Below are 11,989 nucleotides of genomic sequence, written 5' to 3'. Positions count from 1 at the left end.
CAGAACCCACCCGCCCAGGATTGTGGATTTCAGCTCCGCGTAGGCCGTTTCGACCTCCCAGCGTTCGTGGTAGAGCCGGATGAGCTCATGGGCTGGGTGCGTCGACGGATCGGTGAGGGTGGTCAGCAGCCGGTAGTGGCCGGTGCGGATCCTTCCCGGGAGGTGGCGATGCCGATCTCGGCGTCGATGACCCGCACGGTCAGCGCGCCGAGCCGGGCCAGGAACGAGCCCTGAACGGTGTTGCCTCTAGAGGTGACGCCCGGCATGCGCGCGGGCAAGTCGCGGTTGCAGGACGCTCGCGCGTGGATGGGCTGGTGCTTCCCGGCGGTTCCGTCACAAACTCAGCTGGACGGCGTGACCGGAGACCACATGCCGAGCCACTGCTCGGCGCCCCAGGCCTCGAACCGCTCCACCTCGGTGAACCCCAGCTTCGCCGCGAGACGCATCGAGCCGACGTTGGCGGTCTGGGTGGTGAGCACCACCGGCTCGCCGGGAAGCGCGCCGGTGAGCCAGCCGAGTGCCGCCGCGCACGCCTCGGCGGCGTACCCGAATCCCCACGCCCGCGGCAGGAACAGGTAGCCGAGATCGGCCTTCCCCGCGGCAGCCGGGTGACGGTGCCCCGTTGCTCTCCTGAACAGGATCTGGCCGATCATCGACCCGTCGAGATCAACGACGAAGCTCCCGGGCCGCCGCTCGGGCGCCCCGGACATTTCGCGCTCAAGCTCGTCACGCGGCCGGGGGCCGCCGAGGTAGGTGTGCACCTCTGGCGAGGCAAGCAGCTCGATGGAAGCCGCACGGTCCCGGGCCTCGGGCTCACGGAGCACGAGCCGCTTGGTCCTAATCGGCTCAGGCGGCCAAGCTACGGGTCCCAGATCTTCCATACGCGCAGGCTAACAGGTGGTCAAATCAGCCAAACGGGAGACGCTTAACTCCCCGGCATTGCTTCTAATCCTGCTCTCAGCACCAAGAGTCCCTGACGGCCGCCAGGGGCTTCTCTTGTCCTACGCGTTGAGCCGCCACGGTGGTTTCATCACGATCGACATCGAAGCCGAGTCGGCCATGCTCATCGAGGGGGCCGCCCCCGCGTCCGACGCGGGTCCACGACGCGGCCCTTCCCTTCCCGCTCAACCCGTGATCCGCCGACGACCGGGGAGTGAGACGATCATGGCTGTCGCTCCGCTCCAGCCGCTGAAGAGGGCTCGGACGGGCTGGTCAACCCGGCTGGATGAGGCCGGACTCGTAGGTGAAAACCACGGCCTGTACCCGGTCGCGTAGCTGGAGTTTGTCCAGGATTCTGCCCAGGTGGGTCTTCACGGTCGCCTCGGCCAGGTGCAGGGCCGCGGCGATCTCCGCGTTGGACAGGCCACGGCCCACCTGGATGAGTACTTGGCGTTCGCGGGTGGTCAGGCGGGCGAGCCGTCCGTCCTGATCGGGGCCGCCGCCGTTGAGCAGTTGCGGGGCGAAGTTCTCCAGCAGGCGACGGGTGATTCTCGGGGACACCACCGCGTCGCCGTCGGCGATGCTGCGGATGGCGGCCAGCAGATCGTCCGGGCGTGAGTTCTTCAGCAGGAAGCCGGACGCGCCCGCCTTGAGGCCCGCGAAGGCGTATTCGTCCAGGTCGAAGGTGGTCAGAATGAGCACTCGGGTCCGCGGGCAGGCGCGGACGATCCGGCGGGTGGCCTCGATGCCGTCGGTGCCCGGCATGCGAATGTCCATGAGGACGACGTCGGGGTGGAGCCGGCGTGCCAGGCGTTCGGCCTGGGCCCCGTCGGCGGCCTCGCCTACCACCGACATGTCGGGCTGGATCCCGAGAACCATGGTGAAGGCCATACGCAGCAGCGACTCGTCATCGGCGAGGAGGATGCGAATCGTCACGCCGAGACCCCGCCCCGCGAGCCGTCCCGGAGCGTCCCACGGTGGGTCGCGGTGAGATCCAGCCGGGCCGATACCCGCCAGCCTCCCGCCGGGAGTGGGCCCGCCCGGAAGGTTCCGCCGTAGGCGGCCACCCGGTCACGCATGCCTTCGACGCCGTGCCCGCCGCCGATGGCCGCCGGGGCGGTGCCGTTGTCGGTGACCTCCAGGGTGACGGCCTCGGGCGAGACCTCGACCCGGACCTCGGCGCGGGTTCCGGGCGGGGTGTGTTTGAGCACGTTGGTCAGGGCTTCCTGGGTCAGGCGGTAGACGGTGAGCTGGGCGGCGGCCGGGATCTGGGCGGTGTCGCCGTACGTCTGGAGCCCGGCCGCGAGCCCGGCGGCTCGCAGCCGGTCGACCAGGGCCGGGAGCTGGGCGAGACCGGGCGTCGGGTGCCGCCGCAGGTCGCCGCCCGCCCGCGATCCCGTCCCGCCGGCAGCGTCCGGCTCGTGGTCGTCGGCGTGCGGGGCGAGGCTACGGCGCATGTCGGCCAAGGCCTGGCGGCCGGTTTCCGCTATCTGGCCGACGGCGGCGGCCACCTTGTCCGGGGCGTCGGCGCCGACGTAGTGGGCGCTGTCGGCGAGGGCGATCATGACGGAGAGGTTATGGGTGACGATGTCGTGCATGTCGCGTGCCATCCGGGCCCGGTCCTCGGCGACCGCGAGCCGGGCGCGCTGGTCGCGGTCGCGTTCCAGCGCGGCGAGGTAGGCGCGCCTGGTCCGCATGCTTGTGCCGGTGACGGCCGCGGCGGCGGTCATCGCCGTCAACGCCACCACCGACAGGAGGAACAGACCCTCCGGCGCCCACCGCGCCGAGGCCAGCACCGCCCCGGCCTCGACCACCGCCGCGGCCGTGAGCGTGCGCCGCCACGTCGCGTGCGCGCCGACGGTGTACAGGGCCACCAGCAGCGCCACGTCGGCGGGCAGTTGCACACCGGCCAGCCACTGAAGGCCCGCCACCGCCGCGATCACCGCGAACACCGTCAGCGGGGCGCGCCGCCGCCACACCAGGGGCAGCGCGAGGCCGACCTGGAGGAGCACCACCTCAAGACCGCCCCGCAGAACCTGGCCGGGGCCGAGGGTGACGAGGAAGATCGTGGCGGCCGACAGGGCGTCGAGCATCCGGGGCCGACCGTTCATACCGCCACACTAGGCGATCTACCAGGCCGAATTCCCTCCTCCTGTGGGAGGAGGGTCAGCCCGAAGTCGTATGGCCGGATCAGCTCCCGGCCGCTCGTGCGGGCCGGAAGGTCGCTGGAAAGCTCCTGAACCAGGAATACGCATCGAGAACGGAGCCGACCACATGCCGACCACCGCATTCACGCGCCGCCGCGTGGCCATCGCCGCGCTCGCCCTCACGACCACCACCGCCGTCCCGCCGACGGCACACCCCGCCCACGCCGCCTCCGTCACGGCCGCGACCACCGGCGGCGGCGCGACGATCGCCGGGGCGGCCACCACGCTCGCCGTCTCCTCCGCCCCCGCCGTCAGGGTGACGTTGCCCGCCCCCACGGGGCGGTATTCGATCGGCACCCGTGCGTTGCGGCTGGTGGACTCGTCGCGGCGGGATCCGCTGGTGAAGGCGCGGCCCTATCGGGAGCTGATGGTGAGCCTCTGGTATCCGGCCGGCCCCTCCGATCGTCCTCTGGCACCGCACATGTCACGGATGGCGGCGGCCGACTGGGACCGGCACTCGGCACCCGCGATGGGAATCAAACGGGGCAGCGTGGACTGGGCCGCCACGACGACCCACGCCCGGGAAGGGGCGCCGGTCGACCGGAAGGCCGGGGCGCTGCCGGTGGTGCTGTTCGCGGCGGGGGACGGTGGACCGCGGACCCTCGGCACGGTGCTCGTGGAGGAGCTGGCCAGCCGTGGCTACCTGGTGATCACCGTGGATCACACCTACGAGGCCGATCAGGTCGAGTTCCCCGGGGGGAGGGTCGAGCGGGCCGTCCCGCTACCGTCGAAGCTGACGCCGAGCGTCATCGCGAAGCTGCTCGGAAAGCACGCCAGGATCCGCCTGACGGACATGAGGTTCGTACTCGGCCGCCTCGACAAGATCGCCGGACTGCGCGGCGTCGCGGACCTCTCGAAGATCGGGATACTCGGCCAGTCCATCGGCGGATCCGTGGCCGCCCAGCTCGCCCACGACGACCCTCGCGTCGACGCGGGCGTCAACCTCGACGGCTCCTACGTGGGTCCCGTGGCACGGACAGGGGTGCGCAGGCCGTTCCTGCAGTTCGCGGCCCAGCCGCACACCCGGGCGGGCGACCCTACCTGGAAGTCCTTCTGGAACGCCTCCGGCGGATGGAAGCGCGAGCTGAGACTGGCCGGCGCGGCGCATGGATCGTTCACCGACCTGCAGGTCATGCTGCCCCAGGTCAAGGATCTCGTCGGCACGATCGACCCTGCACGGTCGGTGGCGGCGCAGCGTGCCCACGTCACCGCCTTCTTCGACCTGCATCTCAAGGGGCGGGCCACACACCTGTTCGACACGCCGGACCGGCGCTACCCCGAGATCACACTGGTTCCCTGACCGCCGGCCGCCGCGGACGAGCGAGGGCGGGTCGCCGGGCCGGAGAGCGCGCCGACCTCGCTCACCCGCGAGGCTCCACGCGGCTCAACCGTCGGCCAGGCACCCGCGCGCGGCCTCGATCAGGTGGCCGACGCGGGCGTCGCCGTGGCCGATCATGCGGTTGGCGACGTACAAGCCCACGCCGAACTCGTCGTCACCGAAGGCGAACTGTCCGCCCGCTCCGTCGTTGCCGAAGCTGCGCCCTCCCAGCATCGGCCGGAAGGCCATCGGCGAATCCACCGCGCTTCATCGAAACTCCTTGAGTAGGGTGGCGGTCGGGCGCGGTTGTCACCGACCCTCGCCGAGGTGACCGGACCAGCATCGCCGGGGAACTTCTCGACATCCTGGACGGGACCTGGTTCCACATGCCCGTGGATGCCTTTCACGGATGCGCTGCAAGCGCGAGATGGCCGGCAAGGATCTTCAGGCCGAGATCGATCGCACCACAAAGGGCTTCCACCGCGCTGTCGGGCGCGCCAGGCGTGCGGGAGTGGTTCGCCGTACAAGGCAGCGGACTTATCGCTGCCCGTGGAGTGCGATCCGCATGTCGCTGAGCTTGGTCTCGCTGATCCCCATGAACCAGGGGCCGGGACCACGCTCCTTGATCTCCCGCTCGATGTCATTCCACCGGCGTGCCAGCAGGCACATGGTGTCCCAATTGGAGAGGTCCTTCTTACCGGCGATCCAGACCACACGTAGCCCGTTCTGGGCGTAAAGTACGGCCTTCGCGTGCTTGGTGCGGATGCGTTTGTCCCGCGTGATCACTACCAGTTCCCTGGCCGCCACCTTGGGAATCCAGTCGTCGTCCAGCGCGCCGAGAGGCACCTCGGGGATGAGCCGATGGTTGGTATGAATGACGTCCCGGCGCAGAAGGGCCAGAGCCCGGCCAACGCCGAGAGAGGTCTCGTCAACGAAAAAGCGCATGCTCTGCGGATCTGTGGGGGGCATGACGTTCCAGAGGCTCAGGCGCTGCGGCGCTTCTCGAACAAGACTGCGGCACGGACCTGTTCAAGTGGTAGTTCATACAGTTCGGAGATCGTCTCTTCGGAGTCGCCCGCCCTGACCTGCTCGGCGATGACCTCGGTGGGGACCGATCGAACGGCGGGTTCGCCGAAGGCCCGTAACGGATCGATCTTGACGTCGGGAAGTCCCGGATCGGGGAGCATGCGCACGGCGGTTCCGTTGTCGAACTCCACCGCTCTGACGAAGATCTCAACAGGGTCGGCCATGACGAGTTGGCCGCTGCGTACCACCACGAGAAGAAGTTCCTTCTGTAGTCCGACCTGTTCCTGAACTCGCTGGACGAGCTCCTTGCCGTGGTGGGTCACGAAATTCGCCGACTGCGCGAGGGGGTACTGCAATCGAGTCTCGGTTCGCAACTTCGCTATGGCCGGCCGCATGTTAATGATGGGAACGCCCGCGTCGCGGTACTCGGCCAGCAGTCGGGTCTCGACGAACTCGCCCCAGGTGGCCGTCTCTTCTCCGGTGTGACGCTGCCGGACGACCGGATCGTAGGTGCGACCGCCACGGACGTAGCCGTCAATCCAGCGTCGCGCGGTGCCGGGGCACAGGCCGAGCAGGCGATCGACCTGCGACATTGTATACGTCGGTCGTCCGAGGAGGTCAACGACGCCTTTCATGGTGTGCATCATCCCATCGGTGTGTCCTTTGGCAACCCTTGCCGCAGAAGAACGGGTGAATCACATCATGAATTTGCGATTCGCGGAGGTGTTTGGAAAAGGTCCAATCCGGTCCGGAGTTTATTGATCATGACGACATTGTCTTTTATGAATACTTTTAATGTTAATGATCGTGTTTGAGGGTATGGCCCTGATTCCGTGCGGTGGAGACTCGGTTGGGGCCTCCTGCGGGACGGCCGATCAGAGGTCCGGCGAGCGGGTCAACGGCCGGTCTGGAAGGCGGCGAGGGGGATGGGGAGCCAGGTGGGGCGGTTGCGGGCCTCGTAGACGACCTCGTAGACGGCCTTGCTCATCTCCAGGGCGCGGAGCAGGACGGCGTCCTCGGCGTGCAGGCGGCCACCGCCGGCGGAGTAGCCGGCCAGGAAGGACGAGCGGTTCAGGTCGGCCCACTCCACGGCCCGGGGGCGCAGCGCGTCGGCCTTGGGATGGTCGGCCAGCAGGTGGCGGGCGGCGTAGTCGAACGAGCGGAGCATGCCGGCCACGTCCCGCAGCGGGGAGGACAGGGCGCGGCGCTCGGCCAGCGGCTGGCCGGGCTCGCCCTCGAAGTCGAGGATGACCCAGTCGTTGGTCGTGCGCATCACCTGGCCCAGGTGGTAGTCGCCGTGGACCCGCTGGACCGGCACCTCGGCGACCACGTCGGCGACCCGCCGGTAGGCCTCCTCGGCCACCCGCGCGTGGTCGGCGAGCCGGGGCACCTCGATGATCGCCTGGGCCAGGCGGCGGCGCAGGTCCTCGACCGTCTGCTTGACGTCCTGGGCCTCCATCACCCCGGTGGGGAAGGCTGCGGCCAGCTCGTGGTGGGCCTCGGCGGTGGCGACGCCGAGGCGGTAGGACTCGGAGCTGAAGTCGCCGCCCGCGTTGGAGGCCGAGGGGTCGAGCGAGGCGTAGAGGTCGCGGACGCTGGTCAGGGCCAGCGCCCAGCCGTCGTTGGCGGTGGACAGGAACTCCTGGGTCATCGCCAGTGTGGTGGGCTCGCCGTCGAGGTCGGTCTCGATCCAGCCGTACGGCTGCGCGATGTGCCGGGCGCCGTGGCGGGCCAGCGCGGTGACGATCTCCAGTTCCGGGTTGACGCCCGGGATCAGGCGGCGGAACAGCTTGCAGATGTAGGTCTCGCCGTACACCAGGGAGGTGTTGGACTGCTCGGCGCCGAGCACCAGGCTGCGCAGCGAGGTGTCGATCTCCACTCCCTCCAGATGGCGGAAGCGGAGCGGGCCGAGGTCGCGCCCGGCGGCCATCTCCTCCAGCAGGGAGCCGGTGAGGTCGGGGTTGTAGACGGCGTCGTAGTAGCCGTCGCCGATGCGGGCGTGGCTGAACCGCCCGGAGGTCTCCCCCTCGGTGCCGAGCAGCAGCTGGTAGCGGTCGCGCTCGTCGGCCTGGCGCACCGAGACGATCAGGTGGCGCAGGCCGGGCCGTAACTCCGTGTCGAATTCGACGCCGAGTTCGTCGATCGGGCGCCCCTTACCGGCGAACCATCGTTGGTGGATGATCCAGCCGGAAAGGAGCTCCGTCAACACGGCTTTACGCCTCCTGGGATGTGGGCGGCAGGGTGAACCAGTAGAACCCATGCCCAGGAAGCGTCAAAAGATACGGAAGTTCGCCAATCGCCGGGAACGGGACTCCGCCCATCGTCTCCACCGGTACCGACCCCTCGAACCGGCGCAGGTCGAGCTCGACCGGCTGCGGGAACCGCGACAGGTTGTTGACGCACAGCATCCGGTCGTCGCCCAGCTCGCGCACGTAGGCCAGCACGCTCGGGTTGGAGGAGTTCAGCTCGGTGAACGCGCCGAGACCGAAGACCGGGTGGCGCTTACGGATGTCGATCATGCGCTTGGTCCAGTGCAGCAGCGACCCGGAGTTCTTCTGCTGCGCCTCGACGTTGATCGCCTGGTAGCCGTAGATCGGGTCCATGATGACCGGGAGGTACAGGCGGCCGGGATCGCAGTTGGAGAACCCGGCGTTGCGGTCCGGGCTCCACTGCATGGGCGTGCGCACGCCGTCGCGGTCGCCCAGCCAGATGTTGTCGCCCATCCCGATCTCGTCGCCGTAGTAGAGCACGGGGGAGCCGGGCAGCGACAGCAGCAGCGCGGTGAACAGCTCGATCTGGTTGCGGTCGTTCTCCAGCAGCGGGGCCAGCCGCCGCCGGATGCCCACGTTGGCGCGCATCCGGGGGTCCTTGGCGTACTCGGAGTACATGTAGTCGCGTTCCTCGTCGCTCACCATCTCCAGCGTCAGCTCGTCGTGGTTGCGCAGGAAGATGCCCCACTGGCAGTGCTCGGGGATCTTGGGCGTCTGGGCCATGATCTCCGAGATCGGGTAGCGCGACTCGCGCCGCACCGCCATGAAGATGCGCGGCATCAGCGGGAAGTGGAACGCCATGTGGCACTCGTCGCCGCCGGTCGCGGGCTCGCCGAAGTACTCGACCACGTCGGCGGGCCACTGGTTGGCCTCGGCCAGCAGCACCCGGTCGGGGTAGAGCCGGTCCACCTCGGCCCTGACCCGCCTGAGGTAGGCGTGCGTCCTGGGCAGGTTCTCGCAGTTGGTGCCGTCCTGCTCGAACAGGTAGGGGATGGCGTCCATCCGGAACCCGTCGATGCCGAGGTCGAGCCAGAACCGCAGCACCTCCAGCATGGCGTCCTGCACGTCCGGGTTCTCGTAGTTGAGGTCCGGCTGGTGGTGGAAGAAGCGGTGCCAGTAGTACTGCTGGCGCACCGGGTCGTAGGTCCAGTTGGACGTCTCGGTGTCGACGAAGATGATCCGGGCGTCCTGGTAGCGCTCGTCGTCGTCGTGCCAGACGTAGAAGTCGCCGAACGGCCCCTCCGGATCGTGCCGGGACGCCTGGAACCAGGGGTGCTGGTCACTGGTGTGGTTCATCACCAGGTCGGCGATGACCCGCATGCCGCGCTTGTGCGCCTCGTCCACCAGCTTCACGAAGTCCCCGAGGTCGCCGAACTCCGGCAGGATTTTCATGAAGTCCGCGATGTCGTAGCCGCCGTCGCGGAGCGGCGACTCGTACAGCGGGAGCAGCCAGAGACAGTCCACGCCGAGCCACTGGAGGTAGTCCAGCTTCTCGATCAGGCCCCGGATGTCTCCGGTGCCGTCCCCGTTGGAGTCGGCGAATCCCCGGATCAGCACCTCGTAGAAGACGGCGCGCTTGAACCAGTACGGGTCGCGAGGGTTCTCCTCGTCGAAGGTGTTCGGAATAGGCTCAGGTACCTGATTCACCAGTGGGCTCCCCGCTGTTTGCCGGTATGCGTACCCGGCCGGCTCACCGCTGGTTCGCCGTGGCACGCAGAGTGAAGATGTGTGCTGAGTGGATATGAGGATCGAGGCGCACGTAGTTGGCCTGCCGCCAGTGGTACGACTGTCCGGAAAGCTCGTCGTCGACGACGAATTCGGCGTTCCAGTCGAGACCGAGGGCGGGCATGTCCAGGGACACCGTCGCCTCGTGGGTGTTGTGAGGATCGAGGTTCACGACAGTCAGGACCACGTCGCCCAGGCCGTGCCGTCGTGTGGCCGTGTCGTAGGCGCCGGGTAGCCGCTTTGAGAAGCAGACCACGTCCGGATGATCGACGTTGTGGAATCGTAGGTTACGCAGTTCCTGGAGCGCCGGGTGCGCTCTTCGTAGCAAATTAAGTTGTGTGATGAGAGGGGCCAGACTGCGGCCTTCTCGCTCGGCCTCAGCCCAATTGCGAGGCTTGTACTGATATTTCTCGCTATCTAGGTATTCTTCACTACCGGGGCGAACTGGGACATTCTCCGCGAGTTCATATCCGGAATAGACGCCCCAGGTCGGCATCGCCATCGCCGCGAGAATCGCTCTGATATTGAATGCCGCGACTCCCCCGTGTTGGAGGTATTCGTGAAGAATGTCCGGCGTGTTGACGAACAGGTTGGGCCGTAGGAAGTGCGAGGTCCGGTGGGAGAGCTCGTGGAAGTACTCCTCGATCTCCGGCTTGGAGTTCCGCCAGGTGAAATAGGTGTAGGACTGGTGGAACCCGACCTTGGCCAGCGTCTGCATCATCGCCGGACGGGTGAACGCCTCGGCGAGGAACAGCACGTCCGGGTCGGTGGAGGCGATGTCGGCCAGCAGCCGCTCCCAGAACGCCACCGGCTTGGTGTGCGGGTTGTCCACCCGGAAGATCCGCACGCCGTGGTCCATCCACAGCCGTATCACCCGCTTGACCTCGGCGTAGACGCCCTCGGGGTCCTTGTCGAAGTTCAGCGGGTAGATGTCCTGATACTTCTTTGGCGGGTTCTCCGCGTACGCGATCGAGCCGTCGGCGCGGATGTTGAACCACTCCGGATGTTCCTTGACCCAGGGGTGGTCCGGGGCGCACTGCAGGGCCAGGTCGAGGGCGACCTCCATGCCGAACTCGCGGGTCTTGGCCACGAAGGCGTCGAAGTCCTCGAAGGTGCCGAGGTCGGGGTGGATGGCGTCGTGCCCGCCCTCCTCGGAGCCGATCGCCCAGGGTGAGCCCGGGTCGTAGGGCTCGGGCGTCAGCGTGTTGTTGCGGCCCTTGCGGAAGCTGTGCCCGATCGGGTGGACGGGGGGGAGGTAGACGACGTCGAAGCCCATCTTCGCGATCCCCGGCAACCGGTTCGCGGCAGTCCTGAAATTTCCGGATTTGGGGGCCACACCGTGTTCGACGATCGCCCCCTCGGACCGGGGGAAGAACTCGTACCAGGAGCCGAAGAGCGCCCTGCGCCGGTCCACGACGACCGTCCGCCTGGCGGAACGGGTCACCAGGTCCCGCAGCGGATGCGCCCGCAGCGGCTCCGCGGTCTCGGGAAGCTGGGCCAGCGAGAAGCGGGCCCGCGGGTCGAGCCGCTCGTCTCGCAGCTTGGCCGCCATCGCCTGCAACGCGGCCCGGTGCCCGCACACATGGGCCGCGCGGGCCGCGTGGACACCCTGGGACTCACGGACACGGGACTCACTGGCACGGGACTCACGGGCACTGTGGGCACCGTGGGAATCGCGGGCGCTGCGGGACTCGCGGTGCTCCGGCGGGTGCCCGCCCGCCGCCCGGCAGTCCGCGGGCCGTACGGCTCTCGCGGCGCGCTCGAAGAGCCGGGCGCCCTCCTCGCACATCAGCTCGGCGTCCAGGTCACGCGGGATCTTGATGCCCGCGTCGTGCAGCCAGGTGGCCACGGGATCGCTCCACGCCTCGACGCGGAAGTGCCACTCGCCCTCGGTGGGCAACGTCACCTCGACGCCCCAGCGGTCCGTGCCGGGCCCCAGCTCGCGCATCCGCAGCAGCGGCCCGCGCACGCCGTCGGGACCGGTCAGCACGGCCCCGGCGGCCACCGCGTCGTGTCCCTCCCGGAACACGGTGGCGGTGATCTCGAAGGTCTCGCCCGCGGCGGCCTTGGCGGGGTGGCGCCCGCAGTCGACCGTGGGCTGGATGTCCTGGATTGGAATTCGTCCGATCATCGCGTCTCAAGGTAGCGACGGCACGCCCGGTACCGTCGGAAAAAGTCAACAAGAAAAGATCTTCACTATGTCAAACCATCCCCCGTGGACCGGCCTGGGGACAGGATCGTGTCCTGCCCCCTGTGCGGACGGCCGGTTCCCCGGGGCAGAACGTTACGGCGGCTAGATGTGGCTTCTAGCTGCGCTGCCCCAATAGTCCATCTTCATGCGTGAAGGTGGAAGAGTGCGGGACCTCTTACTCTTCGGCGAGTTGTCCATGCAGACAGGCTCTTACCGTGATCAACCCGCCTTTGATGTGTTTGGGGCCGTTTGATAGCGGTGAGGGGGAGAGCCGTGAGTGTTTTGGTCGCCCTCGTGGCGCTGAGTACATAGG

Annotated in this window: 11 protein-coding genes and 1 pseudogene; 1 reads left to right on the top strand and 11 read right to left on the bottom strand. The window is 68.2% G+C overall.

What is annotated here, in order from left to right:
• Nucleotides 1-3: 3 nt before the first annotated feature.
• The 5 genes and pseudogenes from ACWEF2_RS08660 to ACWEF2_RS08640 form a co-directional block, all read right to left on the bottom strand.
• Nucleotides 4-150 (bottom strand): annotated as a pseudogene (locus ACWEF2_RS08660) (transposase); the annotation flags it as partial.
• The gene (locus ACWEF2_RS08655; RefSeq protein WP_453813217.1) at nucleotides 123-278 is read right to left on the bottom strand and encodes a hypothetical protein; all 156 of its coding nucleotides are present in this window, start codon (nucleotides 276-278) and stop codon (nucleotides 123-125) included. The pseudogene ACWEF2_RS08660 and the gene ACWEF2_RS08655, both read right to left, overlap by 28 nt.
• Nucleotides 279-341: 63 nt before the next feature.
• Nucleotides 342-824, bottom strand: coding sequence for a GNAT family N-acetyltransferase (locus tag ACWEF2_RS08650; RefSeq protein ID WP_453813215.1), 483 nt, complete (start codon nucleotides 822-824; stop codon nucleotides 342-344).
• A 388-nt stretch (nucleotides 825-1,212) separates the two neighbouring features.
• The gene (locus ACWEF2_RS08645; RefSeq protein WP_453813214.1) at nucleotides 1,213-1,875 is read right to left on the bottom strand and encodes a response regulator; all 663 of its coding nucleotides are present in this window, start codon (nucleotides 1,873-1,875) and stop codon (nucleotides 1,213-1,215) included.
• Nucleotides 1,872-3,050 carry a sensor histidine kinase gene (locus ACWEF2_RS08640; RefSeq protein ID WP_453813212.1) on the bottom strand — a complete coding sequence of 393 codons (1,179 nt, stop codon included), beginning with the start codon at nucleotides 3,048-3,050 and terminating at the stop codon, nucleotides 1,872-1,874. The genes ACWEF2_RS08645 and ACWEF2_RS08640 overlap by 4 nt, the downstream gene beginning before the upstream one ends.
• Before the next feature lie 163 nt (nucleotides 3,051-3,213).
• Here ACWEF2_RS08640 and ACWEF2_RS08635 point away from each other — a divergent pair, with 163 nt between their 5' ends.
• Complete coding sequence (locus tag ACWEF2_RS08635; RefSeq protein WP_453813210.1) at nucleotides 3,214-4,446, top strand: alpha/beta hydrolase family protein; 1,233 nt, start codon at nucleotides 3,214-3,216, stop codon at nucleotides 4,444-4,446.
• 84 nt (nucleotides 4,447-4,530) lie between these two features.
• Here ACWEF2_RS08635 and ACWEF2_RS08630 read toward each other — a convergent pair whose 3' ends face one another.
• The 6 genes from ACWEF2_RS08630 to ACWEF2_RS08605 all read right to left on the bottom strand — a co-directional run bounded on the left by ACWEF2_RS08630 (nucleotide 4,531) and on the right by ACWEF2_RS08605 (nucleotide 11,616).
• Nucleotides 4,531-4,713 (bottom strand): hypothetical protein, encoded by a 183-nt coding sequence (locus tag ACWEF2_RS08630; protein ID WP_453813208.1) that lies wholly within the window; start codon nucleotides 4,711-4,713, stop codon nucleotides 4,531-4,533.
• Nucleotides 4,714-5,001: 288 nt separating this feature from the next.
• Nucleotides 5,002-5,409, bottom strand: a complete 408-nt coding sequence (locus ACWEF2_RS08625; RefSeq protein WP_453813207.1) for a PIN-like domain-containing protein — start codon at nucleotides 5,407-5,409, stop codon at nucleotides 5,002-5,004.
• A gap of 38 nt (nucleotides 5,410-5,447) precedes the next feature.
• The gene (locus ACWEF2_RS08620; protein ID WP_453813205.1) at nucleotides 5,448-6,137 is read right to left on the bottom strand and encodes a DUF433 domain-containing protein; all 690 of its coding nucleotides are present in this window, start codon (nucleotides 6,135-6,137) and stop codon (nucleotides 5,448-5,450) included.
• A gap of 248 nt (nucleotides 6,138-6,385) precedes the next feature.
• A complete protein-coding gene (locus ACWEF2_RS08615) occupies nucleotides 6,386-7,699 on the bottom strand; it encodes a maltokinase N-terminal cap-like domain-containing protein (protein WP_453813203.1) in 1,314 nt (437 codons plus the stop codon).
• Nucleotides 7,700-7,703: 4 nt separating this feature from the next.
• Nucleotides 7,704-9,407 (bottom strand): maltose alpha-D-glucosyltransferase, encoded by a 1,704-nt coding sequence (gene treS / locus ACWEF2_RS08610; protein ID WP_453813201.1) that lies wholly within the window; start codon nucleotides 9,405-9,407, stop codon nucleotides 7,704-7,706.
• A gap of 43 nt (nucleotides 9,408-9,450) precedes the next feature.
• The gene (locus ACWEF2_RS08605) at nucleotides 9,451-11,616 is read right to left on the bottom strand and encodes an alpha-1,4-glucan--maltose-1-phosphate maltosyltransferase (RefSeq protein ID WP_453813199.1); all 2,166 of its coding nucleotides are present in this window, start codon (nucleotides 11,614-11,616) and stop codon (nucleotides 9,451-9,453) included.
• Nucleotides 11,617-11,989: the final 373 nt, after the last annotated feature.

The organism is Streptosporangium sp. NPDC004631, from assembly GCF_053601935.1.
This window is presented reverse-complemented; position numbering and strand designations above follow the sequence as displayed.